We start from the raw sequence: 26,643 nt of genomic DNA, 5'->3' as shown, positions 1-26,643 counted from the left end.
CTCATGAAAGTCATTTCCGTAAAATATATTACGTATATTTTATTATATATTGCGTGCTTTTTAAATAAAATATTTTGAGATTGATGGAATCTAAAGTGTAAGTGTCAAAACGCAATTTTTCCCTCCGAAAAAGGAGGGAAGGTCTAGAAAAATTAGTTTTTTCATTGACACTATTAATTAGAGTTTTTATTCATTCAGTGTTTTAACAATCTCTAGCATTTTAGCCGCATGGCCATCTGGCGCTACACCGTATTCAACATAGGCCAGTTCGCCTTGTTTATCAATAATAAAGGTTGAGCGTACAATCCCCATCTTAGAAACGCCATTTTTCTCTTTTAATTGCCAAACGCCAAAGGCATCACACAGTTCGCCAGACGTATCAGCCAATAAATCGACTTTTAAGCCAAACTTTTCAATAAACGCTTGGTGGCTTCCACAATCATCTTTACTTACACCAATTACTACGGCATTTGCAGAGGCAAAGTCATTGGCTAATGCGGTGAAGTCATTTGCTTCAATGGTACAGCCAGGGGTGTCGTCTTTGGGATAAAAATATAACACCACGTTCTTATGCCCTTGATAATCGGATAAATTAACGGGGTTGTTGTCTTGATTTGCGCTTGTTACATTGGGGGCGGCTTGACCTTTAATTAACATACTCTTTTCCTTTTATTGTTTTAGCAGTGATAGTAATCAATTTTAGATTAAATTTCGCCCATAAACTTATTGTGGGCATTTATTTTCTGGATAAACTTGTGCAATATGCGTATTTTATGCAGATAATCACGAGACTGTGTTGGTGTTAAGCTAGAATAAACTGACTACTAAAGTGGTTGCTTGATTTTGAGTTTGAGTTTTCGTTCTAGGTATTTAGGGATTACATTATTTACGTTCATATTTTAATGCGTTGCCATTACGTGTTTTTTAACTTTTTTAAAGTCCAAATTTTTCAATTCGGTATGAGATATGCAGGGTAAACTTTTTCATAAAAGGATTTATTTTATTGCGGTTGCAGTATTTGCAATAGGTCTTTTATTGACCTCTCAATGGATTCAATACGCTGAAAATAAACAAGTTAATGTACTTGAGGCTAAGTTTAATCAATATTCATTACAAGCTTATAATGCTGTTCAGAGTGGCTTACAGCGTGAATTAGAACGTTTAAATAGTTTATCTGCTGTCTTTGAGTTTTCTGATTATATTAGTCAAAATGATTTTGAACTCTTTGCGCAAGCTTTATTAGCGTCGGGTTCAGAAGTTGAAGCGCTTGAGTGGATTGAAGTGGTTCCTAAAGATCAGCGTTTGTTATTTGAAGATGAAATAGCAGACATGCTTGGTTTACAGCATTATTCTATCAAAGCGAACTCTCTTGGACGGTTGGTAGATCAACAGGAACAAAATGATTATGCCGTTATTAAGTATGTATACCCTCTAGAAAAAAATAGGCGTGCTATTGGCATTGACGCTTATTCAGTCGATACACAAAAACAGGCCATGTATCTCGCCCAAGCTAACAATACACAGGTTGCCACTCCACAACAAAATCTGTTTCGGAATGCTAAAGGCGATTGGTCAACGATTGTTTATCAACCTGTTTACAACAATAGAAAACAACTGAAAGGTTTTACCGCAATCGTTTTGAATATGAATCGTTATGTAAATTACATTCGTAAACAATTTTTGCTTGAGGATTCTTTAGGGGTATTTATTTCAGATTCTCAAGCGGGAAATGTACCTTTTGCTATTGCGGGTAAGGAGTATTTAATTGAAGAGGCTCTGTACCGTTCTAATGAATTTAAGCTTACCTTTGCGGGTCAAAAATGGGTTTTTAATACAGAAGTTAATTTGAAATTTTTGCCTGACTATCAAGTGTTTTCAAATAAAAAAGTTCAAAAATCTTGGGTGGCAGGCATTTTAGTAAGTTTATTGTTTACCGTAGCTATTTTTCTATTTTTACAGTATAGACATCAATCATTGACTAACCAGGCTTATATTCGTGCTCAAGAAAAACGTTATAAGGAAATCATCGACCAAAGTTCCGAGGCTTATTATTTGCTGAATTGCGATGGGGAAATTTTAGATGTTAACAGTGAAACTTGTCGATTGTTAGGTTATGAACGCGAAGAGTTACTTCAGAAAAAAATTAGCCAAATTGATGCCAAATACCAGGCTAAAGATATTCAAAATATTTGTAAAGATTTTGAAGCGGAAACTAAAATTTTATTTGAAACTGTTCATCAGCGTAAAGATAGGAGTAGTATTCCTGTAGAGGTAGGCGCAACCAAATTCAAAGTTGATGGTGAAGATGTTACTTGTGTATTTGCCCGCGATTTAACAGAAAGAGTCAATAATCGTATTTTGAGTGTTGATAATGAAGAGCTTCAACAGTCAATTGAACACTATACCAAACAGTTAAGTGATCAAAAAAAGGCGTTTGAAACCATTTTTGAAAAGTCTGCTGATGGCATTTTTATTAGTGAAGGACGGCATGTTTTAGATTGTAATCAGGCGACAGTTGATATGTTTGGCTATAAATCTAAAAAACAACTTTTAAGTTTACCAAATAAAGTATTTGCCCCCAAATATCAGCCTGATGGTGAAAGCTCACATCGTAAAGGTTTTAGAATGTTACAGATATGCCTTAAAAAGGGGTCTCATCATTATGAGTGGCTAAATAGACGTGCCAATGGTGAAGATTTTTGGACAGATGTTGTTTTAACGCGTTTACAGTATTATGGACGCACGGTCATACATATTGCATTCAGGGATATTTCTAAGCGTAAAAAGTTAGAAGAGGAAATGTATGCCGCTCGAGAAGAAGCCGTGGCTGCAAATAAGGCAAAATCTGAATTTTTGGCTAAGATGTCACATGATATTCGTACCCCGTTACACGGTATTTTAAGTTATGCAGAGATGGGACAAACACGCGTCTCTAGTTCGTCAATTGATAAGCTCAAGCGTTATTTTGAAAATATAGAGTTAAGTGGTCACCGCTTAATGGGACTTTTAAATGACTTACTTGATTCGGCAAAACTTGAATCTGGTTTGATGAGTTTTGACTTTCAATATCAAAGCCTTGAGCCGATTATAGAGGGTTGTCTTTTAGAGCAAAAATCGCTTTTAGAAAAGAAGGAGGTAAAAGTCGTATTAAAGTACCTCGATTTTATGGCATGTTTTGATAGTCACCGTATTGCTCAAGTTATATCAAATTTACTTAATAATGCCATTCATCATTCGCCAGTGGGTTCCAGTATTGTTATTTCAGTAGATACTATTGATAGTAAGTGGTTGGTTTTTTCTATTCAAGACTCGGGAAAGGGGGTGCATCCCGAAGAACTAGAGTTGATTTTTAATAAGTTTATTCAAAGTAAGGATTCATCTAAAAATACAGGAGGAAGTGGTCTCGGTTTAGCCATTAGCAAAGAGATTGTGCAAGCACATCATGGCAGAATTTGGGCAGAAAACTGGATGACAAAAAATCGTATTCAAGGTGCAAATTTTAGATTTACTTTGCCAATAAAAAATTTAGATAGGATAAGTGATGCCACTGAAATTATCTGATTATAAACCTTACGTGCTTGCTGTAGACGATGAACCGTTAAATCGGTTGATCCTAGAGGATTTAATTGAAAATCGGTTTGAACTGCAATTAGTTGATTCGGGCCAAGCGTGTTTAGACGCCGTAAAAATGAAAGAGCCTGATTTAATATTGTTGGATATTAATATGCCTGACTTGTCTGGCTATGAGGTTTGTGAGGCTTTAAAAGCAAACCCTCAAACATCTCATATTCCCATTATCTTTTTAACGGCAAAAATAAGCACAGAAGATGAGAGAATAGGTCTAAAACTTGGCGCGGTTGACTATATTACTAAGCCATTCACTGAATCGATTCTTTTGGCTCGAATGAAAACACATTTGTCTTTGCATTACTCTCGTAAACTCTTGGAAAAAAATCATAAATCTCTTCAGCAAGAACGTAACTATATTGAACACCTTATCAACTCTATGCGACGAGATAAACGTTTTGAAAATCGGGCCATAAGACAGTTGGTCTCTCCAGTGGAGGCCTCTAATGGCGATATTATCTTATCCGCAATCAATGATTATAATCATCAACATATTTTAGTTGGAGACTTTACGGGTCACGGTTTAATGGCTGCAATTGCAGGGCCCCTAGTGGCATCGTTGTTTTACACAAATGTGAGGAACAATCATCTGCCCACTGCGGTGTTAAGAGTGATTAATGATGAGCTGTGCAGTAAATTACCACCGCAAAACTTTTTAGCTGCAACCTATATCGATTGGGATAAAAATAGTGGACAAGTGAGTATTTGGAATTTTGGTATGCCAAGTTGTTTGTACCTTTCTAGTGAAGATTTGAGTGATTCACAGAGACCGAATATTCAAAAAATTGACTCCATGTCAGTTGCTCTAGGAATTATTGAGTGCGATGAGCACAAGGTTGATCCTGTAACGATACAATTTACAACAGGAGATAAGTTGTTTATTTTTACCGATGGATTAGCAGAGGTAATGAATGCAGATGGAGAAGCTTTTGGTGTAGCTCGAACGATAGAGGCGCTGTTTCAAATTATTGAGGATGATTTGGAGCTAAATGAGATTTTACAGCGAGTAACACAGTTCTCTGAAGGGAAAACAATGAAAGATGACACAACACTCATTGAAATCTCAGCTTAACTTTTAAGCCATTCATTCTAAACAAGGCCTAATTTACGGGTATTGAACGCTGAATAGCACAGGTTTACAAAACTTGATTTTGCCGCTGTTTGTTAAGAACGGCTTGCCGAGCAAGAGAGTCGGCAAGGGTATTACCATGATTACCGTTGTGGCCTTTTACCCAGCAGAGCTCAATTTGTTGTTGCATACTTAAGTTTGATAAGTGTTGCCAATGTTCTTTATAAACAACGGTTTTCCCCGACTTAACGCGCCATTGATTGTTGCACCAAGTGGTGTATTTCTCCGTTAAACCTTCAATAAGGATTCTTGAATCGGTGTAAAGTGTCACCGAATAAGTTTCTATTTCTTGGGCGAATTCTTGTAATGTTTCGAGTGCTTTTTTGGCAGCAATGAGTTCCATTTCAAGGCTGGATGTCTGCTTTTGTGAACCAGAGTTTTGAATAAATTCCTGGCCGTTTTTAAAAATTACAAATCCCCAGCCACCTATATCTTGCTTTTCAAAGTAACCTCCATCGGTATAAATTTGATAGCAATCTGCGCTTGAATGACTACGAAAAGTATTTTGCATTAAAATAAAGGTCTTTAACTAATCTGATTTAAGGCTGTTTACCCAGTTTTAACGGTAATGATTTGTCGATTTCATATTCTTGGATTGAGCCATCATAGAGTTTGACGTTTTCAAACCCGAGACTTTTTAACATAACAAAGGATCTTGCCGCTCTGTGCGCAGTATTGCAGTAGACAATAATAGGCTGTTTTAAATCCGATAGACTTACGCCACGCAAATTTTGCAGTAAATCATCATTTGAATATTGCTTAAATCCATTTTGAACATCAATCGCTTTTGACCAATCAAACCAAATTGCAGCAGGAATATGCCCACTGCGTTTCTGTTTAGGGTTCCCTATATATTCTTGTTCTGTACGAGTATCGAGGAGAACGACACTATTTTGTTTTGCGTTTATGACCTCTTTCTTATCGGCCGTTAAAGCATCGGTAGAATGTTTTTTAGGTACCGTGTATTGGCTTTGAGCTGGTCGTTGTGGTGCTTTTTGAGTAACCTTATTACCAGCTAAAATCCAGCTGACAATACCGCCATCTAAGATATTGATCTTGGCGTGATTCAGTTTTTTTAATTCCCAATATAAGCGGCTCGCCTCAAGCCCACCCATATCATCGTAAATAACGAGATGGTCTGAGTTTTTAATGCCCAATTGCGAAAGTACATTGGCCATATAATCTGCACCACCGCTAAGTTGTAATCCATTTTGCGGTTTGATGAGCCACGCATAGTTGACCCATAAAGCGTTTTCAATATGAAACTTTTGAAATTGACTTTTATCACTCATATCAATTATTTTGACTTTAGATTGATTTGACTTTAACCATTTTGAACTCACAAAAATGTCAGACGCTTGAGCATAACTTTGGCAAGAGAATAAAGTCATAAGCGCGATTAAAAATCCCGGTAACAGGAGGGTGGTTTTTTCTGTAAAGCTAGAATTTTTTACTAAAAACATCGGGAATTCCTTCTTACTGAGCGTTTTTTGTTTGCTGTGTTGTTACTTAAAGAGCAGGTTTTGTAAACAACGTAGGTACGCTTGTTCATTTGGTTCTGTTTGGTCTCTTTGCGCTATCCATAAGGATTCCGCTAAACAATCCATCATGGCGTGTTCGGTTTTATGCACATCACCCAAGCGTTCACCTAGCTGTTGGTAAACGGCTTGAATGCCAGCAGGGCGATCCATAGAAACTTGCTCTTGTAGACCTAAGTGCATTCCCATGTGAAGGAATGGATTGGTCTCACCATCTTCAGGTTTATATTCATTACCTAGGTGTTTTTCATTTCTCAGCATGGCATGGTATTCAGGGTGCAGTTCTATCACTCTGGCAACCATGGTTTCCATGGCATCCATAGGTAAACCATGGCGCGCTTTTTGCCAGGTATCGACATAAAACTGTCTAAGTTTGTCTCTTTCAGATGTGTAAAACATATTAACCTTTATAAATTCACCAGAAGATTTTGATTTACCACGAAGTCACGAAGACACGAAGTTTTTTATGAATGATTTTTATTCTGTGCTCACATAACAAAGATGGCCACAGGGTATACCAGGCCTGGTAAGTTTGAAAATTAATTCCAATTAACCGTTTTTTAAACCTTATTTAAACTCTTCTTTTCTTCGTGCCTTCGTGGTTCAAAAGCTTTTTAATTCACCACGAAGTCACGAAGACACGAAGTTTTTTATGAATGATTTTTTCCTGTGCTCACATAATAAAATAGGCCACAGGACATGTCCTGTGCTCACATAACAAAGATGGCCACAGGATATACCAGGCCTGGTAAGTTTGAAAATTAATTCCAATTAACCGTTTTTTAAACCTTATTTAAACTCTTCTTTTCTTCGTGTCTTCGTGGTTAAAAAAGAGACACAAAAAAATCACTCAGTTTTTTCTTTAAATTCGCATAAATCATAAATACAACAAGCGCCACAACGGGGTTTACGGGCGGTACAGGTATAACGACCATGCAAAATAAGCAGGTGATGCGCTGGGATAATGTACTGTTTAGGTATGTTTTTAAGCAACTTCATCTCTACTTCTAATACGTTTTTACCAGGTGCAATTTTGGTACGGTTAGATACTCTAAAAATATGGGTATCTACTGCCATGGTCGGTTGACCATAGGCGGTATTAAGCACTACATTGGCGGTTTTTCGGCCAACGCCAGGCAGAGCTTCTAAATCTTTGCGATTATCGGGTACTTGCGAACCATGCAAATCCATTAACATTTTGCAGGTTTTAATGATATTTGCACCTTTGGTATTAAAAAGCCCAATGGTTTTAATGTACTCTTTTAAACCTTCTTCTCCTAAAGCGTAAATGGCTTCTGGCGTGTTGGCAACAGGGAAGAGTTTATCGGTTGCAATGTTGACCCCTTTATCGGTCGCTTGTGCAGAGAGAATAACCGCAATCAATAACTCAAATGGATTACTGTAATTTAACTCCGTTTCAGGCTCAGGAATCGCTTCACTGAGTCGTTCAAAAATTTCTAAACGTTTGGCTTTATTCATAGAGGTTTCAGCTTTTATTTAGCTTGCATTGGAGTAACGGCAACTTGAATACCCAATTGGTTTTGTTGTTTAGCGACTTTTTTGGCGTCAGCCCAGTTTTTAAGCGCAATGAGTAAACCTAAGCCAATAAATGCACCTGGTGGTAATATCGCTAACAGAACGCCTTGATAATCGTCACCCAAATGAATGGTCCAGCTGCGAGCCTGTTCACCAAACATTAACCAGGCCTGGTCAAATAGGGTGCCATTACCGAGGATTTCGCGTAGAGCGCCTAATAACACCAAAACGGCTAAAAAGCCTAGCCCCATAAAAAATCCATCGACAATGGCTTTATCCAAGGTGTTTTTAGAGGCGTAAGCCTCAGCACGTCCTAAAATAGCGCAGTTGGTTACAATCAGCGGAATAAAAATGCCTAGAATGCCGTGTAAGGTGTGAAAGTAGGCGTTCATTAACAGGTCAATAATGGTCACCATTGTGGCAATAATAGCGATAAACACGGGAATACGGATTTCATCTGATACATGGTTACGAATCGCTGAGACCAGTGTGTTTGATAAAACCAAAACCAATAGCGTAGCTAAACCTAAGCCAAGACCGTTAATCGTGTTGTTAGAAACCGCTAGAAGGGGGCATAACCCTAAAAGCGCCACCAGAGCTTGGTTGTTTTTCCAAAGACCGTTTTCTAATATGAGTTTGTAATCACTCCAAAGTGATTTTTGCTCGGTTTTTACTTCACTCATAGAGGCGCTCTCCTAAATCATTTACAACAATCAACGCATTACGAATTGCACCAACGACGGCACGCGGTGTAATGGTTGCACCCGTAAATTGGTCAAAGTCACCACCGTCTTTTTTCACGGCCCATCGTGGGTCGTTATCATCACGTAAGTTGCGGCCATCAAACTCTAAGACCCAATTGCTTTTGTTTATTTCAACTTTATCACCCAGGCCTGGTGTTTCGGCGTGTTTAATAATACGCACACCCGATAAGCGGCCATCTGGAAAAACGCCAATGAGTATATAGATATTGCCACTGTATCCATTGGGTGCAATAGTGGTAAAAATCGCACCGCTTGGTTTTTGGTTTTTAGTGGCTCTATAAAACGTTACAGGCTGAGACGAACCTAATAGTTTAAGGTAAGCAGGGTCGGTAATTTGTTTGGTATTTTTTAGTGGATCATTGTCGTAATACAACTTTGGTAGTACTTCACTAAAAGTGTTTAGCAGGTTTTCTCTTTCTGCTTTGGCAATTTCAGGTGCGGTAATATAGCGAACTGCCAACAATAATATAATGCTAATAAAAACAAATAAGGTCAATTTACCCGCTGAGCTAAACATGGTCCTAATTAGGTTTTGAGTATTATTCATCATCACTCCTAACGCTTGTGACCAAAGACACGAGGCTGGGTGTATTGGTCAATCAGTGGCACGGCAATATTCATTAATAAAATGGCAAAGGCAATTCCATCTGGAAACGCACCCCAATTACGGATGACATAGACCAATACACCAATACCGCAAGCGTAAATTAATTTACCACGTGGGGTTGTGCTTGCGGTCACTGGGTCGGTAATAATAAAGAAGGCTGCTAGCATGGTTCCACCACTTAACAGGGTAAAACTTACGGGTGGATAGATTGTTGGATCAATTTGGTTAAAAACAAAACTCATTAATGCCAAAGTGCCTAAAAAACCAACTGGAAATTGCCAGCTAATGGTCCGAGTAATCATCATCCAAACACCACCTACCATAAAGGCAACGTTGACCCAACCCCAACTGGTTAGCCCAAATAAGTTATTGGTGGCTTCTGAGCTTAAAGAATCAATCAGTGTTTTGCCTTGTGATAATCCCGTTCTGACTTCATTTAAAGGGGTTGCCCCTGTTAAGGCGTCAATTGACAGGCCTGGTATCTGACCTGTAAAAATATAATGAACCGATTCCCAAAAGGTCAGAACATGGCCACTCAAACTCACAGGGAGTGTCCATTGAGTCATTTGAATCGGGAAAGAAATCAATAAGAAGGCATAACCGAGCATGGCAGGGTTAAATGGGTTATAGCCTAGACCACCATAGAGGTGTTTACCAAAGATTAACGCAAAGGCACTCCCTGAGACAATAATCCACCAAGGTGCTTCGGGAGGAATGCAGAATACCAAACCCGTTATGGTAATCAAGGCACTCATATCGGTCATAAAAGGCATAATAGGTCTGCCACGTAAACGCAACATAACATACTCAACCACCAGCATCGTGGCTACGGCTAACATCCACTGCACAACGATTCCAAAGCCAAACAGGTAGATATGGGTTAATAGGGCTGGAAATGCCGCTATCTGAACTTGTAACATGACCTTACGCACATTTTGATTGTTATGCGTAAAAGGCGATGAACTGAGGTGGTTAGAATTCACTTATTTATGCTCCTCAGAGTTTTTTTGGTTGAGTTTTTCAGCCTGTTTTTTTGCGGCACGTTCAGCGGCTCTCTTTTTAGCAAGAGCCATCGCTTGACGTTTTTTATCTTCTGCGGTGGCTTCTTTGGTTGCGCCTTCTTCGGTTGCAGTTTGAACCGCGTCTGAGCTCTTCTCTTTTGTTGAACGAGCACGTTTTTTAGCCGCTGCACGTGCGGCTTGCATAGCCGCTTTACGAGCCAATTCTTTTTTGGAAGCAGCGGTTTCTTGTGTGGCTTCTGTTAAATCGATGGCCTGCTCATCGCTTTCGAGTGTATTTGGCTTTTCGATTGAGGTGGTTTCGGGGTGTGCGGTAGCTTGCTCTTTTTTGGCTAGAGCACGTTTTTTAGCAGCCGCCATTGCGGCAGCCTTTGCGGCTTTTTTAGCTTCATTATGGTTTGCGCTGTTATCAGAGGTGTTACTGCTCGATTCTACTGTTTCTGAGGTGTTTTCAGTAGCAGTCGCTTTAGTTGCAGCTTTTGCACTGGCTTTGTCTTGGGCGCGTTTTTTAGCGGCGGCCATAGCGGAATTTTTGGCGGCATCTTTAGGGTTTTTAGCGCCATCCGCTTTTTCGGCTGCGAGTTTGGCCGCTTCAATCGCTTTTCTGCGTGCGGGTGGAATATTCTCTTCATCTCTCGATGATTGTGCAGAATTGTTTTTGGCTGTGGCACGTTTGGCAGCCGCTGCTTTAGCCGCTGCTGCAGCGGCAGCGGCAGAAGCTTTAGGTTTGCTGACTGGTTTATCATCCGTCGGTTTAGCGTCTGTTTGAGCTTGGTTTTTAACCGCTTCTTTTTTGGCTTTTAAGCGTGCTTCACGTTCTTGCTTTTCACGCTCAATACGGGCGAGTTTAAATTCGTGACGCTGTTTGGCGAGTTCAACCGCTTTTTCTTCAGCATGAATCTCTTTAATTTCTGATTTGGCATTTCTATAATACTGAACCAACGGAATATGACTTGGGCAAACATAGCTGCAACAGCCACACTCAATGCAATCAAATACATTGAGTTTCTCAACCTTATCAAATTCATGCGCTTGACTGTGCCAATACATCTGCTGTGGCAGAAGATTGATAGGGCAGGCATCCATACATTCACCGCAACGAATACAAGGCATTTGCATTTCAGTGGGTTCTGGTGGATTGGCCAAAATACAGTTGGTGGTTTTCAGTACAGGAACATTATTGGATTTAACTGCAAAGCCCATCATTGGCCCACCCATCACTAAGGGGTAATTAAGTGCAGACTTGGGTTCGGCGGCCTTAGCTAACTCTTCAAAAGGGGTGCCAATTAAAGCTCGGATATTGAAAGGTTGGTTTAAACCTAAACCTGTTACACTCACTAAACGGGAGGTTAAAGGCTCTCCAAATGTTACCGCTTTGTATATAGCCGAGAAGGTGGCTACATTCATCATCAACATGCCAATATCGACAGCATGTGCTTTGTGAGGCATCTCTATCCCTGTAAGCTCTTGGGTAAGCTGTTTTTGTCCACCCATTGGGTAAACACTTTGCACTTCAATAATTTCTACAAGGGTATTTTTTGCAGCGGCTTGCATCGCTTTGATGGCACTCGGTTTATTGCTTTCAATACCGCAAAGTATTTTAGTAGAACCTAGTGCGTTGGCGGTAATTAACGCCCCTTGAATAATCGATTCAGCCTCGGTTTGCATAAGCAGATCATCACAGGTGATAAAGGGTTCACACTCTGCCCCATTTATCATTAGAGTATGAATTTTACCCTTTTCGGCTGGGACTTTGGCATAGGTTGGAAAGCCAGCACCGCCCATACCAATAATCCCAGCATTTAATAGAATATCTTTAAGTTGTTGTGGTGAATCAGGATGTTTTCCAGAGACTTTAAGAGCATTCTCGATGGTGGTATCAAGTTGGTCGGGTTGAATAACAATTGCAATATCTTCCAGTCCTGAAGGATGTGGAAGTGTGACGTTTTCGATTGCGGTAATAACGCCTGAAGTTGGGGCGTGAATCGGCACAACCAATGCCTTAGTTGCATCCTTAGACGAGCGAGCGATGAGTTGATTCTTTTTGACTTTATCGCCAACTTTGACGAGCAGTTCAGCAGGAAGCCCAACCTGTTGTTGCAGAGGCATGATTAAACGATCTGGAATAATCATTTCTCTAATAGGTTGGCGGGAGGAGAGTTCTTTATTGTATGCTGGAAAAACGCCACCATTAAAAGAGTGTAACCAACGTTTCGCTTGCGGATAAATCGGGGCAATAACCTGAATAATTTGAGCAAAAATAGACATTACTTTTCACCCTCAGATTGATTTGTGTTGGGTTGAGGTTCAGGCCATTTCCAGTTACGGGTAGAAATCGGTTCTGGAACCATATCAATACAGTCAACGGGGCAAACTGGTACACATTTCTCGCAGCCCGTACACTCTTTTTCAATCACAGTGTGCATTAGTTTGGTCGCACCTAATATTGCATCAACAGGGCACTCTTTAATGCATAAAACACAACCTATGCAAAGGTCTTCATTGATTTTTGCCACTTCTTTAGGTTTGTCTGCCTCTTCTTCGGCCTCCATCTCTTTGGGTTCTAACCCTGTGATTTCAGAGATTTGAATCATTACCTCATGGCCACCAGGAATACAGAGATTTACCTCGGTTTCACCTTTAGCTAAGGCCTCAGCATAGGGTTTGCAACCTGGAAAACCACATTGACCGCATTGGGTTTGTGGAAGGATTTTATCAACCTGTTCAGCAACGGGGTTGCCTTCAACTTTAAATTTAACGGACGCATAGCCGAGCAATAAGCCAAATAGAATGGCTAGACCTAAAAAGATGAAAATGGCTTCTAACATTAAATGTCCTTTATACCAATCCGCCAAAGCCCATAAAGGCCATCGACATTAAGCCAGCGGTAATTAAGGCAATGGGCGCACCTTTAAAAGGGCCTGGTACATCGGCAACATCAACACGCTCACGAATGGAGGCAAATAGCACCATTACTAACGTGAAACCAACGGCGGCACCAAAGCCGTAAACGGCAGAGGCGATAAAGTCATTATTTTCGCCCACATTTAATAGAGCAACACCTAATACCGCACAGTTGGTGGTAATCAATGGTAGATAGATACCTAACACTTGATAAAGTGCGGGGCTGGTTTTGTGAATCGCCATCTCGGTAAAACCAACCACAGCGGCAATGGCGAGAATAAAAGCGATAGTCTGTAAATACTCCAAACCAAAAGGTTGAAGTAAATAGGTAAAAATAATGTAACTCAAAACGGAGCTAAGGGTTAATACAAATGTGGTGGCTAATCCCATTCCTAACGCCGCATCGGTCTTTTTAGAGACACCCATAAACGGGCATAAGCCTAAAAACTTCACTAAAACAAAGTTGTTGACTAAAACCGTGCTAATTAGAATGAGGACATATTCTTGCATTCGTTTTCCTTGTCTAGAGCTTTGCAAAGCTCTCTAGTAATTTACCAGGCCTGGTAAAACCGTCTTTATTTAACTCTCATGCCTGGTTGTGCGCCTTCATCTGGAGAAAGTACAAACAGATCACTGCCACCTGGCCCAGCGGCTAATACCATGCCTTCCGAAAGACCAAAACGCATTTGACGTGGTGCAAGGTTGGCCACCATAACAGTTAACTTGCCAATTAAATCTTCTGGTTCGTAAGCCGACTTAATACCCGCAAAGACTTGACGCTGTTCAGAGCCAATATCTAACGTCAGCTTTAAGAGTTTTTTTGCCTCTGGCACGGCTTCTGCATTGACGATTTTGGCAATGCGTAAATCAATTTTAGCAAAGTCGTCAATGGTGATTTGTTCTGCAATCGGTTCAATCACCGCTTCTGCCTTAGATTCAGCAGGCTGTTTGGCTTTATTATCGCCTTTTTTATCCCCTTTTTTACCATCGGGAACAGAAGAGCTGTTGGTTAAAGACTCAGCAGACGCTTCAATCATTTTTTCAATAGCGGGCATTTCTAAACGCGTTAATAAGGCCTTAAACTTGGTAATCTCATGCCCCATTAAAGGTGTTTTAACATCGTTCCAGTTCCACGTTTCAAGGTTTAAAAAGGCTTTAGCTTTGTCAGCCGTTTCAGGAATAACAGGCGCTAAATAACTCATTAACACACGGAAAAGGTTAATGCCAACACTTACTGATTCATGTAGTTCAGCTTCTTTACCTTCCTCTTTGGCTAATACCCAAGGTGCGGTTTCAGCGATGTATTCATTCGCTTTATCGGCTAACGCCATGATTTCACGCATAGCATGACCGTATTCACGTTGCTCATACAAATCGGCAATCTCTTCAGATTTTTCTGCAAAAGATTGATATAAAACATTTGCTTCTGTGGACCATGCCGTGGCTAATTTGCCGTCAAATTTCTTGACCACAAAGCCTGCACAACGGCTGGCAATATTAACCACTTTACCCACTAAGTCAGAGTTTACTCGTTGGGCAAAGTCTTCTAGGTTAAGATCAATATCATCAATACGACCACTGAGTTTAGCGGCATAGTAATAACGAAGATATTCTGGATTTAAATGCTCTAAATACGTTTTAGCCATAATGAACGTGCCACGAGATTTAGACATCTTTTGGCCATCAACCGTTAAGAAGCCATGAGCAAAAACGGCATTTGGGGTTCTAAAGCCAGCACCCGATAACATCGCAGGCCAAAATAGGGCGTGGAAGTTAATGATGTCTTTACCAATAAAGTGGTAAAGCTCTGCTTTTGAATCTTGTTTCCAGTACTCATCAAAATTTAAGCCAGATTTATCACAATAGGCCTTAAAGCTCGACATATAGCCAATAGGCGCATCTAGCCAAACATAGAAAAATTTATTGGTTTCACCTGGGATTTCAAAACCAAAGTAGGGTGCATCACGTGAGATATCCCAACCGCGTAAACCTGTTTCTAACCACTCGTCTAGTTTATTGGCAATTTGAGTTTGCAGATGCCCAGCATGCGTCCACTCTTTAAGCATTTCTTCAAACTGCCCCAGTTCAAAAAAGAGGTGGTCGGTCTCTTTTTCTATTGGTGTGGCACCCGAAACGGCTGATTTTGGATTAATTAAATCGGTTGGGCTGTAAGTCGCACCACACACTTCACAGTTATCACCGTATTGGTCTTCGGCTTTACACTTTGGGCAGGTGCCTTTTACAAAACGGTCTGGCAAAAACATCTCTTTTTCAGGGTCGTAAGACTGTGTGATGGTTTTGCGAGAGATATAACCTTTGGCATTTAATTGGTTATAAATGTATTCGGCAAACTCTTTGTTTTCAGGTGAGTTAGTACTGTGATAATGGTCAAAGGCGATATTAAACCCAGCAAAATCCGCTTGGTGTTCTTCAGAAGATTTGGCAATGAGCTCTTCAGGGGTAATGCCTTCTGCTTGTGCTCTAAGCATAATCGGTGTGCCGTGTGCATCGTCGGCACATACATAAGTACACTCATTTCCACGCATTTTTTGGAAACGTGACCAGATGTCCGTTTGAATATATTCAACAAGATGCCCTAAATGGATTGGACCATTTGCGTAAGGTAGTGCACTTGTGATTAATATTTTTCTTGGGGTCGTTAAAGAATCTGACATCGGTGTTTTTTTCCAGTTCATTTGTTTGTTATATCGCTGATTTTAGAAAAGCACAAACATGCGTTTTGCATGGCTTTATCAAAAAAACGTACAGTGCGTTAGAATCAAAATAAGTAAATTATAAAATTAGCTCGATATTATAGAGTTTTTTGTTGATTTTGTATGGATACTTTTTATTAAATGGCTGGTGATTTATTGTGTTACCAGGAAATAAAATCGACTTAGTAATTTGGCTACTATTTTTAAATCGTGGTCTCGGTTATGCTTGGTTTCATCGCAAAAATAGTTTGATTAATGTGCAAGAAGATATGAAATGAAAAATATTGTTACTAAACAAAAAGATAACTTGATTATTATGGTGTTGCCTTGTAGTTTTGATGTCAGTCAGTATGAAGAGTTTAAGTCGATTTGCGAAAAGTTTAAGTCGGATGATAATCGTTATGAAATTGATTTTTCCGAAACACAGTATATGGACAGCTCGGCATTAGGGATGTTGTTATTGTTGAGGGAGCAGGTTCAAGGGGATAAAAAGCGCGTTCTGCTAACCAATGTTAGCGGAACAGCTTTGAAAATATTAGAAATAGCCCAATTTAACCAGTTATTTGATTTTAGCTAACGCCTTTTAAGTTTTATTTTTTTATTTAAATCGCAAAATTTGTGCTTTATGTGTTTTGAATGACAATGTTTGGAAATACATTGGCGTAGTTACGCTTTTGAATGCCGATTTGTGCGCTAATTTTGTGAGCCATGTGTCGGTATTTCTGTGCGATTTCGCTTAAAGGTTCTGCCGTTACAGTAGGTTTACCGTTATCCGCTTCTTCTCTGATTCGTTTATCTAATGGTAAAGCGCCTAGAAAATCGACTTTATACTCTTTAGCCATATTTTCACCACCATGAGCGCCAAAAATCGCTTCTTCATGTCCGCAGTTGCTGCAAATATGTGTACTCATGTTTTCAATAATGCCTAATACGGGAATTTCTACCTTTTCAAACATTTTTAGCCCTTTTTTAGCATCAATAAGTGACACTTGTTGAGGGGTGGTAACAATTACCGCACCTGTAACGGGTATTTGCTGTGAAAGAGTCAATTGCACATCGCCCGTGCCTGGTGGTAGGTCAATGACTAAATAGTCAAGATCATCCCAGTTGGTCTCTTTTAATAGTTGCGTTAGGGTTTGTGTGACGATTGGACCACGCCAAATCATAGGTGAGTCTTCTTCAATCAGTGCACCAATAGACATAACTTGCAGGCCATAAGCAGGTAGTGGCTGCATGCTTTTACCATCAATAGATTGTGGTTTTTCTTTGATGTTTAACATGGTCGGAATACTAGGGCCATAGATGTCGGCATCTAATAGTCCAACATTTGCCCCTTCTTGCTGAAGGGCGAGAGCAAGATTGACAGAGGTGGTTGATTTACCCACACCGCCTTTACCCGACGCGATTGCAATAATGTTCTTGATGTTTGGAAGTGGAGAAACACCTTTTTGGGCGTCATGGGAAACCACTTTGGTTTCAAAGCTTATGTTAACTTTTTCAATTTCTTCAATCTGTAAAATTTCATGTTGCACACTTTGTTCAATGCTTGGCCAGAGACTTTTGCAAGGATAAGGCATTGAAATCTTCAGGGTTAAAGTGCCTTTTTTAAGTTGCAGTTCACTAATGGCTTTTAATGCCTCCAGGCTTTGTTTAGAAATTGGGTCGGTGCAAGCTTTAAGTTTTTGCGTAATCTGCTCTTGTAACGTTTCTGATATGCCGTTGCCGAAAAGGGAGTTAAGTATGCCCATGTGTTGAACCTTTTGCCATAAATGGAGTGGATGATTGAAAGTGTGTGTTATTTTAACAGTTCTTCGCATGATAAAAAAACGACTAACTATAAGGGTTCTATGGCTTAACTTGTTTTAAGTGGCTGGGATGTTAAGTTACCAGGCCTGGTAAAGTGTTTTGCAATTAAACCAAGCTATATTGACTTGGGTTTAAAGAATGGTCGATTTACGTCTTTGTTTTGTTCGTGGTATAGGCTTACTTTAAAAGGGTTTAGTCAAGAATCGTCACTATATTTAGTGTTATAATTTTTCGAATTTTTAAAATGGCTACATACGTTTAGAGATGTCTTTAACGAGTATCTAATTCGCTGTGTGGTGAGTCAATCATAAGGTTTTTATCTTAATGCGACAATCTATTGAACAACTTCCTAGTTATCTTGCCGACCAAATAGCCGCTGGAGAGGTGGTTGAACGGCCTGCTTCTGTTGTTAAGGAATTGCTCGAAAATGCGTTGGATTCTGGTGCAACACACATTGATATTATGATTGAGGAAGGTGGTGAAAAATCGATTGTTATTGTTGATAATGGCTCTGGGATTCCTAAAGAAGAGCTTTTGTTAGCGGTGAGCAGACATGCCACTAGTAAGATAAAAAACGGTACTGATTTAGCTTGTGTGGCGACTTTGGGTTTTCGCGGTGAAGCTTTAGCGAGTATTAGTTCGGTTTCACGGTTTGAGATAGTCAGTCGTCATCAAGATGAGTCCGCAGCTTGGAAGCTCTATTCTGAAGGCGAGGGCAATTGGAGTGATGCGCAACCTTCAGCAGGTACGATTGGAACACGCGTGTCAGTCAGTGATTTGTTTTTCAATACGCCAGCACGGAAGAAGTTTTTAAGGGCGGCTAAAACGGAATTTTCCCAAATTGACCAGCTCGTTAAAAGAGTCATGTTGAGTCGTCCTAATGTTGGCTTTAAGCTTGTGCATAATCAAAAAGTGGTTAGACAAGTTTTTGCAGTTACTGATGAAACAACTCTGCAAAAACGCTTAACTCAATTAATGGGTTCTTCTTTTGTTGAGCAGTCCTTATCGATTGCATTTGAAACCCAAGATATCAAATTGTCGGGCTGGGTGGGTTTGCCTACTTTTAATCGTAGTCAAACCGATATGCAGTATATTTTTGTTAATGGTCGTATTGTCAGAGATAGATTGCTTTCATATGCGGTTAAACAGGCTTATGCAGATGTGCTTTATCATGGCCGTCATCCTGCGTATTTGATTTTTATTGAGATGCCGCATGACTTGGTCGATGTGAATGTTCATCCTGCAAAATACGAAGTGCGTTTTGCCAATGGTCGTTGGGTTTATGACTTTTTAAGAAGAAGTGTTAGAGAGGCGGTGGCTAAGCCTGTGGTCTCTGAAACGGGCAGCGGTGCTTCATTAAATTCGGTTGGTTTGGGGTATAACAGTTCTAATGGTTCTGCATTCACGCCATATAATTTAAATCGTTCTAGGTTTGCGACTCAAGATTCGGCTATTCAAGAGTCCATGTCTTTTCAAGCGCCTAGTGAAAACGCTAGTTCAAAAGAGTTTGTAGCACACGCTTTTCAAAATACTCAAGGCGGAAGCTATAACGCCAATTTAGCCGATGTGATTCAGCAGCGTAGACAAGGAAATGGTATTGCAGATTTAGGTGTTGCAGAACCGATAGGTGGTTATGTTGCAGAAGGCGATACAGATATGCCTATGCTGGGGTTTGCTAAGGCTCAGTTACATGGTGTGTTTATTTTATCTGAAAATCAACATGGCTTGGTTTTAGTGGATATGCACGCCGCTCACGAGCGTGTTGTATATGAGCGTTTTAAGAAACAATGGCAAAATGATCGTTTAATTAGCCAACCTTTATTAGTGCCAATGGCTTTAACCTTTGAGCAGTCGCAAATAGCAGTTTGGCAGGAGTATGAGTCGCTGTTTGAAAAACTCGGTTTTGTTTTGGAGGTGTTAGGGCCAGAACAGTTAAAGGTGACCGCTGTGCCAGTTTTGCTTATGAAAAGTGATATACCAGGCCTGGTCAATGACATGATTGCTGATTTAGCCGTTGCAGGTCAAACGCAACAAGTGGAAGAGCGTATCAATCATATTTTATCGACTATGGCTTGTCATGGCTCGGTGCGAGCGAATCGTCAATTAACGATTGCAGAAATGAATGCGCTTTTAAGAGAGATGGAAGTAACTGAAAGGTCTGACCAATGCAATCATGGTCGTCCAACATGGGTACAGCTCTCAATGGATCAGCTTGATAGTCTATTTATGCGTGGGCAATAAACGGATTTATTTGGGCTTGTGAGTATTACATAAGAAATAGATAAAAGAATGGTTAGATGGATTTAGTAGAAAAATTAATCAAAAATAAACAGTGTCTTGCGATTATGGGGCCTACCGCTTCAGGTAAAAGTCAGTTATCTATGCTGTTATCAGAAAAGCTACCGATAGAAATTATCAGTGTGGATTCGGCATTGATTTACAAAGATATGGATATTGGTACGGCTAAACCAACACAAGAAGAGTTGGATGCTGTGCCACACCATTTGATTAATACGCACGATGCGAGTGAAACCTATTCGGCCTCTGATTTTGTGGATGATGTAAATCGACTGGTGTTTGAGATTTTTGCTCGTAAACGTTTACCTGTTTTGGTTGGCGGTACGATGATGTACTTCAATGCCTTGCAGCAAGGGATGTCAGATTTGCCATCGGCAAATGAAGCGATTAGAGAAAAATGGCTCAAGGTGTGGTACGAAAAGCCAGAGCTTCTGCATGAAAAACTATTAGATATTGATCCTGAGTCGGCTGAGCGTATTCATAAAAATGATCCTCAGCGCCTGATTCGTGCTATAGAGGTGTATGAGATTACGGGTAAAACCTTGACTGAGTTTAGAGGTGAGCCGAAGAAAGGTTTGCCAGAATTTGAGTTAATCAAAATTGCCCTTATTCCAGAAGATAGAAGTAGGCTACATAAACAGATTGAAAAACGTTTTATGCAGATGGTTGAGCAGGGTTTTTTACAAGAGGTGAAAGCATTGTTTGAGCGGGGAGATCTTAATGAAGATATGACGTCAATTCGAAGTGTTGGTTATCGGCAGGCCTGGTTGTTTATGCAGGGCGATTACGACTTTGAGGAATTTATTTATAAAGGTCTGGTGGCGACTCGGCAATTAGCTAAAAGACAGTTAACCTGGCTAAGAAAAGAAGAAGATGTATTAATAATTGACCCCTATAAAACCTCTTCTGCGGATAGGGTTGATTCTGTTTTACAACTCCTAGAATCAAAAACTCAATAAGTTTTTTCTTGATGTTTGATCAATAAGATACGTAGTTTTCACTAAGGGGCTTTATCAATAAATAAAACGAATTGATAAAAAGAAAAGCAGTTGCTGTGGTATGCTTTTCGCTAGACTTTTTGTCAGTGATTTTTTTGCAATGAAATGGTTAAAATTGCCCAAATATTGTGAAAAAGGACTCGTAAAGTTAACAAATAAATAAAAATTATAAAAAATAATAAAAATAGGAATCATCATGGAGAATAAGAAAGTGGCTAAAGCTTTGCCAATTCAGGACCCATATTTAAACGCATTAAGAAAAGAGCGTATTGGCGTCTCTATCTACTTGGTTAATGGCGTAAAGCTTCAAGGAAAGGTTGATTCATTTGACCAGTTTGTTGTTTTATTAAGAAGTAATGTCACTCAAATGGTCTATAAACACGCCATTTCAACGATTGTTCCAATGCGTGATCCAAAGCCTTATGAAACGGCTTCTGAAGATAAAGAAAGTGTGGAGAGTCAGTCTTAACCTTGAAATTTCTATTATTAATCCCATTAACTCTTTTCTAATGGACTTTAAATTTGATAAAGTCCCCATCTTTGATAAATGACCTGGTCTTCTAGAGAGCGTTAATGGAATTATTTGATCGACTTGAACGACGTGAACTAGAACGCGCTGTTTTAGTTCATGTTGATTTTCACAATGAAGCTGACAGAGAAGAACTTGATGAGTTTTACGAGTTAGTGGATTCTGCTGGTGCTGAAATAGGCACGCTTCTTACGACGAAACGTCAACATCCCGATTCTAAATATTTTGTTGGTAAAGGCAAGGCCGAAGAGATTCAACAAGCCGTTGAACTATATGAGGCGGATGTGGTTATTGTTAACCATGCCTTAACGCCAGCGCAAGAGAGAAATTTATCCGAATTAGTGGGTTGCCAAGTATTAGACCGTATTGGCTTAATTTTAGATATCTTTGCTCAAAGAGCACGCTCGCATGAAGGTAAATTGCAAGTAGAGCTTGCTCAGTTGAAGCGTATGGCAACTCGTCTTGTTAAAGGCTGGACTCACCTTGATAGACAAGGTGGGATTGGCGCAAGAGGGCCTGGTGAAACACAGCTAGAGTCGGACAGACGTCTTGTTCAAGGCCGTATTAAACAATTGGAATCTAAGATTGAAAAAGTTCGTAAACAACGTGATTTAGGGCGTCGTTCACGTAAACGTTCTGAATTACCAACGATTACAATTGTGGGTTACACCAATGCGGGCAAATCCACTCTGTTCAACTATATGACTACGGCAAATGTTTATGCTGAAGATCGTTTGTTTGCGACTTTAGATTCAACCTTGAGAAGAGTGCATTTACCAGGTGCGGGTCCAGTGATTTTTGCGGATACGGTTGGGTTTATTCGCCATATTCCTCATGACCTAGTCACAGCATTTCGTTCCACACTTGAAGAAACGCGTGAAGCCAGCTTATTAATCCATTTAGTCGATGCGGCAGATATACATCGTGAAGAAAAAATGAATGATGTGTATGACGTTATCCGTGAAGTTGGCGCTGATGAAGTTCCCCAATTGGTCGTTTTTAATAAAATTGACTTGTTGGAGCCAAAAGTTGAGCCTCATATCGATTATGATGAAGAAGGTGTCGCCAGTCGTGTTTGGATTTCTGCCCAAAAAGGACTTGGTGTTGAGCTGTTAATGGAGGCGGTAGGCTCTTTCTTTAAAGGAGCCTTTCATAAGGTTGACTTGGTTTTGGATGTTCATGCAGGAAAAAAACGTGCACAGTTATATGAATTGGGTACGATTCTTGAAGAAGGTTTTGATGAAGAGGGGAATAGTTTATTTACTATGCTATTAACCGAAACCGAGTGGCAATCGATAAAAAAATGGCCTGAGTTTCTAAAGGCAGAGCTTAGAAAAACCGAATCTTAGTGTGATAATCAAAATTTCTCATCTATAAAAAATTTTAATAGGTGACTTTTGATGCGTTACTCTCTAAAATATCGGGATTACAAATCGCAATTTTTGGTTTTTATTAAAGCCCGTTTTGGTAACGAGCCTTAATTTTATAAATTGAAATATTGCATAACCAATGTGAAAGCATGGAGAAGAGTTAAATGGCTTGGAACGAACCAGGTAAGTCAGGACAAGATCCTTGGGGTAACTCAGGTAATTCTGGCAATAATGGTGGTGGTGATAAAAAACCACCTAAAAAACCAAATAACGATGACTTAGACGAGTTATTAAAAAAAGCCCAAAGTATCTTAGGTGGTGCTGGTAACAAGTTAGGCAATAATGGTGGGGGTATCGGCGGCATAGGCGGTACGGTTATTTTTGCTGTCATTGTTGTTGTCTGGTTATTGTCAGGTATTTATATCGTTGACCCAGCTGAACGTGGTGTTGTAACACGATTTGGTGCTTTTGTTGAAGAAACTAAAGCGGGTCCGCATTGGCACATCCCATACCCAATTGAGAATGTACGTATTGTGAACGTTGATCAGATTCGTACAGCTGAAATAGGTTACCGTTCAGGCGCTTCACAAGAAAATAGAAATCGTTCTGGTGATGTACCGAATGAATCACTGATGTTGACGAAAGATGAAAATATCGTCGATTTAAAAATCGCCGTTCAATATCAAGTTGTCAGTGCCAATAACTACCTATTTGATGTCACAGATCCAGACCTTACATTACGTTCTGTTACAGAAAGTGCATTACGTGAAGTAGTTGGTCAAAGCACTATGGACTTTGTTTTAACTGAAGGTCGTAACGAAGTGGTTGCCCGTGTTCAAGAGTTGGCTCAAGAGCGTTTAAATGCATACAAAACTGGTTTGATTATTACCAGTGTTAACTTACAAGATGCGCAACCACCTGAGCAGGTTCAGTCAGCCTTTGCTGATGTTGTGAAAGCGCGAGAAGATAGAGAGCGTGTGATTAACGAAGCGGAAGCTTACTCAAACGATATCTTACCAAAGGCACGTGGTAAGGCGGCTCGTGAACTTGAAGAAGCAAGTGCATATCATGACCAAGTTATTGCACAAGCAAAAGGTGAATCCGCTCGTTTCACCAGTATTGTGAATGAGTATCAAAAAGCACCAGAAGTAACCCGTAAACGTTTATATATTGATGCTGTTTCTACGGTGTTAAGTTCAACAAGTAAAGTATTTGTGGGTACTGAAAGTGGTAATAATTTGTTGTACTTACCTTTGGATAAAATGGTGAGTGGACAAAATACCGTTCCATTTAAAATGGAAGCTAATGCCTCTGTTCCAGTACAAAACACAACAACAGCAGCTCCAGCAGCGAATAATAACACTTCTCAAAGAACGGGTATTCGAGAGTATTTAAGAAATAGGGAGCTACGTTAATGAAATCATTACTTTCCATTTTTGTGGCAGCAGTTTTATTTGTTGCTAGTAGTTCTGTTTACGTTGTTAATCAGTGGGAAACGGGGGTTGTTCTTCGTTTAGGTGAAATTGTTAAGGCTGATGTAGAGCCTGGTTTACACTTTAAGACGCCTTTTATTAACAATGTACGCAAATTTGATTCACGTTTACAGACATTGGATTCTGCACCAGAGCGTTATTTAACGAGTGAAAAGAAAAACTTAGAAGTGGACTCTTTTGTTAAGTGGCGTATTAAGGATGTTGAAAAATTCTATACCACTATGAATGGTGATAACCGTTTAGCAGGTATGCGTTTAGGTCAAATTGTTAAAGATGGCTTACGTGCAGAGTTTGGTAACCGAACAGTAAAAGAAGTTATTTCTGGTGAGCGTGTTGAGATCGCTGAAAAGATCGAAAAAACAACGGCTTCTGCAGCAAAATCATTTGGTATTGAAATTGAAGATGTTCGTATTAAACGTATTGATTTAGCTCAAGATATCAGTACTTCTGTTTATCGTAGAATGGAAGCTGAACGTAACAGAGTTGCTAAAGATTTACGTTCAAAAGGTGCGGAAGCGGCAGAAAAAATTCGTGCCGATGCGGATCGTCAACGTGTTGTTATTTTAGCTGAAGCATACAGTGAAGCTGAGGTTTTACGTGGTAAAGGTGATGCAACGGCCGCTGATATCTATGCTAAGGCCTATAATCAAGATGCTGAATTCTATGCGTTTTATCACAGTATCAATGCTTATAAGTCTTCATTTAAAGATAAGTCTGATGTGATGTTGGTTGATCCAAAGTCTGATTTTTTCAAGTACTTTAACCAGTCAACTAAATAGCAAGATTTAATCTAAACAAAGATAAGGTGGGGTAACCCACCTTTTTTATGGACGTATGATAGAAAATACCTTATTAACCGCAATTGCATTAGTCTTTATATTAGAAGGGCTGTTGCCATTTGTGTTTCCATCGTTTTGGCAAAAAATGATGTCAGAAGCCGTTAAGCTTGGTGAGCGTGATTTACGGGTAATGGGATTTGTATCTATTTTAATGGGGTTGGTGTTGTTGCTATTTTTTAGTGAATAACATCGAGTTGATTTATAATATCTCGTCCAACAGAATTTTATTAAATAAAAGAAGTTTCGAAATGCAACAATCTACGTGGTTTACGCCCGAAGGTTTAGAAGACCTCCTGCCACCTCAAGCACAAAAATTAGAATTTTACCGCCGCAAATTAGTGGATGGTTTTGAACTTTCTGGTTTTGAGCTTGTTCTTCCTCCAATCGCAGAATTTACTGACTCATTATTAACAGGAACTGCTGGTCATATGGCGGTAGATACCTGTCGCTTTACAGACCAAGAGAGTGGTCGAATGATGGGTGTTAGAGCAGATATGACTCCACAGGTCGCTCGTATTGTTAGTAACCGTTTGAAAGCTAAATCTACGATTTCTAGACTGTGCTATGTTGGTGAGGTTTTAAAAACCCGTAACAACAAAGCAAAAGGTTCTCGTAGTCCAATTCAAGTCGGAGCGGAGCTATTTGGTCATCAAGGTGTTGAAAGCGATATCGAGATTATTGAACTGATGCTTGAGAGTATGCAGCGTATTCAATTGCCTGACATTAAAATGAGCTTAGGTCATGTTGCTATAGTGACTGAGTTGATGGAATTAGCTGGTTTTAATGCTAAGCAAACAAAAGAGTTTATTAATATTCTGCAACGTAAAGCGATTCCAGAGTATGAGAGCTTTATTTCTGGGTTAGAGTTGTCTGCGGATATGCAAGCTAAGTTTGAGGTTTTACCAACATTATGTGGTGCGGCTTCTGATGTGATTGTTTTAGCCAAGAAAGAGTTATCAGGGCTATCCGATGTTATGGACGCTGCATTAAATCATATTGCGACGGTTATTGAATCTATCGAAAGTTCTTTCTCAATCCCAGTACATTTAGACATCACTGAAATGCGCGGCTATCAATATCATACTGGTATTGTTTTTGCCTCATACAGTGGAGATACTTTGCAGCCGATTGCCAAAGGTGGTCGTTATGACAATATCGGTTCGGTGTTTGGACTTGCTTTGCCAGCAACAGGATTTAGTTTAGATTTACGTTCCGCTCTAGATCTACTTGCTAATGTTGAACTTAATGTTAAAGAGACTGTTTATGTTCCTCAGATCGCTAATGCTGAATTAAAAACAGCGATTGCTGAACTTAAATCAAACGGTTACCGAGTCATTAAGTCTTACGATATGAATGATGTTACCGTCGGTGCTAAAAAATTGGTTGAAGAGTCTGGAAGCTGGGCTGTTAAAACGGCCGTTTGATTATTGTCAAAATGAAATAATTTTTTAGAAGATATTACAAAAATTATT

The 26,643-nt window shown here is 39.7% G+C and carries 24 protein-coding genes; 11 read left to right on the top strand and 13 right to left on the bottom strand.

Annotated features, from left to right (window positions below; translation table 11 throughout):
- Positions 1-186 precede the first annotated feature (186 nt).
- Positions 187-657 (bottom strand): peroxiredoxin, encoded by a 471-nt coding sequence (locus A379_RS01895; protein WP_040725309.1) that lies wholly within the window; start codon positions 655-657, stop codon positions 187-189.
- Positions 658-966: 309 nt separating this feature from the next.
- Between A379_RS01895 and A379_RS12535 the strand changes: the two genes are divergently transcribed.
- Positions 967-3,561: a PAS domain S-box protein gene (locus A379_RS12535; protein ID WP_051144920.1), complete on the top strand. Its 2,595-nt coding sequence runs from the start codon at positions 967-969 to the stop codon at positions 3,559-3,561.
- On the top strand, positions 3,542-4,699 hold the full coding sequence (locus A379_RS01885) for a fused response regulator/phosphatase (protein ID WP_040725308.1): 1,158 nt from the start codon (positions 3,542-3,544) through the stop codon (positions 4,697-4,699). The genes A379_RS12535 and A379_RS01885 overlap by 20 nt, the downstream gene beginning before the upstream one ends.
- 64 nt (positions 4,700-4,763) lie before the next feature.
- Here the strand turns inward: A379_RS01885 and A379_RS01880 are convergent, their stop codons facing one another.
- The 11 genes from A379_RS01880 to metG form a co-directional block, all read right to left on the bottom strand.
- Complete coding sequence (locus A379_RS01880) at positions 4,764-5,267, bottom strand: ribonuclease H (protein WP_051144918.1); 504 nt, start codon at positions 5,265-5,267, stop codon at positions 4,764-4,766.
- A gap of 28 nt (positions 5,268-5,295) precedes the next feature.
- Entirely contained in the window at positions 5,296-6,219 is a 924-nt protein-coding gene (locus tag A379_RS01875) for a sulfurtransferase (RefSeq protein WP_051144916.1), read from the bottom strand.
- 42 nt (positions 6,220-6,261) lie between these two features.
- Complete coding sequence (locus A379_RS01870) at positions 6,262-6,693, bottom strand: DUF1841 family protein (RefSeq protein ID WP_040725306.1); 432 nt, start codon at positions 6,691-6,693, stop codon at positions 6,262-6,264.
- A 447-nt stretch (positions 6,694-7,140) separates the two neighbouring features.
- Entirely contained in the window at positions 7,141-7,773 is a 633-nt protein-coding gene (gene nth, locus A379_RS01865; protein WP_040725305.1) for an endonuclease III, read from the bottom strand.
- A 14-nt stretch (positions 7,774-7,787) separates the two neighbouring features.
- A complete protein-coding gene (locus A379_RS01860) occupies positions 7,788-8,513 on the bottom strand; it encodes an electron transport complex subunit E (protein WP_051144913.1) in 726 nt (241 codons plus the stop codon).
- Positions 8,506-9,141, bottom strand: a complete 636-nt coding sequence (gene rsxG, locus A379_RS01855; RefSeq protein WP_051144911.1) for an electron transport complex subunit RsxG — start codon at positions 9,139-9,141, stop codon at positions 8,506-8,508. The genes A379_RS01860 and rsxG overlap by 8 nt, the downstream gene beginning before the upstream one ends.
- Before the next feature lie 8 nt (positions 9,142-9,149).
- Positions 9,150-10,184: an RnfABCDGE type electron transport complex subunit D gene (locus A379_RS01850; RefSeq protein WP_040725298.1), complete on the bottom strand. Its 1,035-nt coding sequence runs from the start codon at positions 10,182-10,184 to the stop codon at positions 9,150-9,152.
- Complete coding sequence (rsxC, locus tag A379_RS01845) at positions 10,185-12,488, bottom strand: electron transport complex subunit RsxC (RefSeq protein WP_040725297.1); 2,304 nt, start codon at positions 12,486-12,488, stop codon at positions 10,185-10,187.
- Entirely contained in the window at positions 12,488-13,048 is a 561-nt protein-coding gene (gene rsxB, locus A379_RS01840) for an electron transport complex subunit RsxB (RefSeq protein ID WP_040725295.1), read from the bottom strand. The genes rsxC and rsxB overlap by 1 nt, the downstream gene beginning before the upstream one ends.
- A gap of 10 nt (positions 13,049-13,058) precedes the next feature.
- The gene (rsxA, locus tag A379_RS01835) at positions 13,059-13,634 is read right to left on the bottom strand and encodes an electron transport complex subunit RsxA (protein ID WP_040725293.1); all 576 of its coding nucleotides are present in this window, start codon (positions 13,632-13,634) and stop codon (positions 13,059-13,061) included.
- A gap of 65 nt (positions 13,635-13,699) precedes the next feature.
- Positions 13,700-15,799: a methionine--tRNA ligase gene (gene metG / locus A379_RS01830; RefSeq protein ID WP_040725291.1), complete on the bottom strand. Its 2,100-nt coding sequence runs from the start codon at positions 15,797-15,799 to the stop codon at positions 13,700-13,702.
- A gap of 313 nt (positions 15,800-16,112) precedes the next feature.
- Between metG and A379_RS01825 the strand changes: the two genes are divergently transcribed.
- Positions 16,113-16,415, top strand: coding sequence for an STAS domain-containing protein (locus A379_RS01825; RefSeq protein WP_040725289.1), 303 nt, complete (start codon positions 16,113-16,115; stop codon positions 16,413-16,415).
- A gap of 46 nt (positions 16,416-16,461) precedes the next feature.
- Here the strand turns inward: A379_RS01825 and apbC are convergent, their stop codons facing one another.
- Positions 16,462-17,586, bottom strand: a complete 1,125-nt coding sequence (gene apbC, locus A379_RS01820) for an iron-sulfur cluster carrier protein ApbC (RefSeq protein WP_106381675.1) — start codon at positions 17,584-17,586, stop codon at positions 16,462-16,464.
- A 382-nt stretch (positions 17,587-17,968) separates the two neighbouring features.
- Here apbC and mutL point away from each other — a divergent pair, with 382 nt between their 5' ends.
- From mutL to A379_RS01775, 8 genes are all read left to right on the top strand, one after another.
- Positions 17,969-19,885, top strand: coding sequence for a DNA mismatch repair endonuclease MutL (gene mutL / locus A379_RS01815; RefSeq protein ID WP_040725286.1), 1,917 nt, complete (start codon positions 17,969-17,971; stop codon positions 19,883-19,885).
- A gap of 56 nt (positions 19,886-19,941) precedes the next feature.
- Entirely contained in the window at positions 19,942-20,901 is a 960-nt protein-coding gene (gene miaA, locus A379_RS01810; RefSeq protein WP_051144909.1) for a tRNA (adenosine(37)-N6)-dimethylallyltransferase MiaA, read from the top strand.
- A 235-nt stretch (positions 20,902-21,136) separates the two neighbouring features.
- Positions 21,137-21,409 carry an RNA chaperone Hfq gene (gene hfq, locus A379_RS01800; RefSeq protein WP_198525642.1) on the top strand — a complete coding sequence of 91 codons (273 nt, stop codon included), beginning with the start codon at positions 21,137-21,139 and terminating at the stop codon, positions 21,407-21,409.
- A gap of 104 nt (positions 21,410-21,513) precedes the next feature.
- Positions 21,514-22,818 (top strand): ribosome rescue GTPase HflX, encoded by a 1,305-nt coding sequence (gene hflX / locus A379_RS01795; protein ID WP_040725282.1) that lies wholly within the window; start codon positions 21,514-21,516, stop codon positions 22,816-22,818.
- Positions 22,819-23,003: 185 nt separating this feature from the next.
- Positions 23,004-24,254, top strand: a complete 1,251-nt coding sequence (hflK, locus tag A379_RS01790; protein WP_040725281.1) for an FtsH protease activity modulator HflK — start codon at positions 23,004-23,006, stop codon at positions 24,252-24,254.
- Positions 24,254-25,111 (top strand): protease modulator HflC, encoded by an 858-nt coding sequence (gene hflC, locus A379_RS01785; protein WP_040725280.1) that lies wholly within the window; start codon positions 24,254-24,256, stop codon positions 25,109-25,111. Before hflK ends, hflC begins: the two co-directional genes overlap by 1 nt.
- 55 nt (positions 25,112-25,166) lie before the next feature.
- Positions 25,167-25,358: a DUF2065 domain-containing protein gene (locus A379_RS01780; protein WP_051144907.1), complete on the top strand. Its 192-nt coding sequence runs from the start codon at positions 25,167-25,169 to the stop codon at positions 25,356-25,358.
- Between the two features lie 61 nt (positions 25,359-25,419).
- Positions 25,420-26,595, top strand: a complete 1,176-nt coding sequence (locus A379_RS01775) for an ATP phosphoribosyltransferase regulatory subunit (RefSeq protein ID WP_040725279.1) — start codon at positions 25,420-25,422, stop codon at positions 26,593-26,595.
- Positions 26,596-26,643: the final 48 nt, after the last annotated feature.

This window comes from Thiomicrorhabdus sp. Kp2 (genome assembly GCF_000478585.1).
In the GTDB taxonomy this organism is placed as follows: Bacteria; Pseudomonadota; Gammaproteobacteria; order Thiomicrospirales; family Thiomicrospiraceae; genus Thiomicrorhabdus.
The sequence above is the reverse complement of the archived record's forward strand: the minus strand, read 5'-3'. Positions and strand labels throughout refer to the sequence as shown.

Excerpts from the sequence above, each read along its gene's own strand:
- nth (WP_040725305.1), bottom strand. The coding sequence starts at position 7,773 with ATGAATAAAGCCAAACGTTTAGAAATTTTTGAACGACTCAGTGAAGCG.
- hfq (WP_198525642.1), top strand. The coding sequence starts at position 21,137 with ATGGAGAATAAGAAAGTGGCTAAAGCTTTGCCAATTCAGGACCCATAT.
- hflK (WP_040725281.1), top strand. The coding sequence starts at position 23,004 with ATGGCTTGGAACGAACCAGGTAAGTCAGGACAAGATCCTTGGGGTAAC.
- rsxC (WP_040725297.1), bottom strand. The coding sequence starts at position 12,488 with ATGTCTATTTTTGCTCAAATTATTCAGGTTATTGCCCCGATTTATCCG.
- A379_RS01895 (WP_040725309.1), bottom strand. The coding sequence starts at position 657 with ATGTTAATTAAAGGTCAAGCCGCCCCCAATGTAACAAGCGCAAATCAA.
- A379_RS12535 (WP_051144920.1), top strand. The coding sequence starts at position 967 with ATGCAGGGTAAACTTTTTCATAAAAGGATTTATTTTATTGCGGTTGCA.
- hflX (WP_040725282.1), top strand. The coding sequence starts at position 21,514 with ATGGAATTATTTGATCGACTTGAACGACGTGAACTAGAACGCGCTGTT.
- A379_RS01885 (WP_040725308.1), top strand. The coding sequence starts at position 3,542 with ATGCCACTGAAATTATCTGATTATAAACCTTACGTGCTTGCTGTAGAC.
- A379_RS01860 (WP_051144913.1), bottom strand. The coding sequence starts at position 8,513 with ATGAGTGAAGTAAAAACCGAGCAAAAATCACTTTGGAGTGATTACAAA.
- A379_RS01825 (WP_040725289.1), top strand. The coding sequence starts at position 16,113 with ATGAAAAATATTGTTACTAAACAAAAAGATAACTTGATTATTATGGTG.
- mutL (WP_040725286.1), top strand. The coding sequence starts at position 17,969 with ATGCGACAATCTATTGAACAACTTCCTAGTTATCTTGCCGACCAAATA.
- A379_RS01780 (WP_051144907.1), top strand. The coding sequence starts at position 25,167 with ATGATAGAAAATACCTTATTAACCGCAATTGCATTAGTCTTTATATTA.
- metG (WP_040725291.1), bottom strand. The coding sequence starts at position 15,799 with ATGTCAGATTCTTTAACGACCCCAAGAAAAATATTAATCACAAGTGCA.
- rsxB (WP_040725295.1), bottom strand. The coding sequence starts at position 13,048 with ATGTTAGAAGCCATTTTCATCTTTTTAGGTCTAGCCATTCTATTTGGC.
- A379_RS01870 (WP_040725306.1), bottom strand. The coding sequence starts at position 6,693 with ATGTTTTACACATCTGAAAGAGACAAACTTAGACAGTTTTATGTCGAT.
- rsxG (WP_051144911.1), bottom strand. The coding sequence starts at position 9,141 with ATGAATAATACTCAAAACCTAATTAGGACCATGTTTAGCTCAGCGGGT.
- miaA (WP_051144909.1), top strand. The coding sequence starts at position 19,942 with ATGGATTTAGTAGAAAAATTAATCAAAAATAAACAGTGTCTTGCGATT.
- A379_RS01880 (WP_051144918.1), bottom strand. The coding sequence starts at position 5,267 with ATGCAAAATACTTTTCGTAGTCATTCAAGCGCAGATTGCTATCAAATT.
- A379_RS01775 (WP_040725279.1), top strand. The coding sequence starts at position 25,420 with ATGCAACAATCTACGTGGTTTACGCCCGAAGGTTTAGAAGACCTCCTG.
- hflC (WP_040725280.1), top strand. The coding sequence starts at position 24,254 with ATGAAATCATTACTTTCCATTTTTGTGGCAGCAGTTTTATTTGTTGCT.
- rsxA (WP_040725293.1), bottom strand. The coding sequence starts at position 13,634 with ATGCAAGAATATGTCCTCATTCTAATTAGCACGGTTTTAGTCAACAAC.
- apbC (WP_106381675.1), bottom strand. The coding sequence starts at position 17,586 with ATGGGCATACTTAACTCCCTTTTCGGCAACGGCATATCAGAAACGTTA.
- A379_RS01875 (WP_051144916.1), bottom strand. The coding sequence starts at position 6,219 with ATGTTTTTAGTAAAAAATTCTAGCTTTACAGAAAAAACCACCCTCCTG.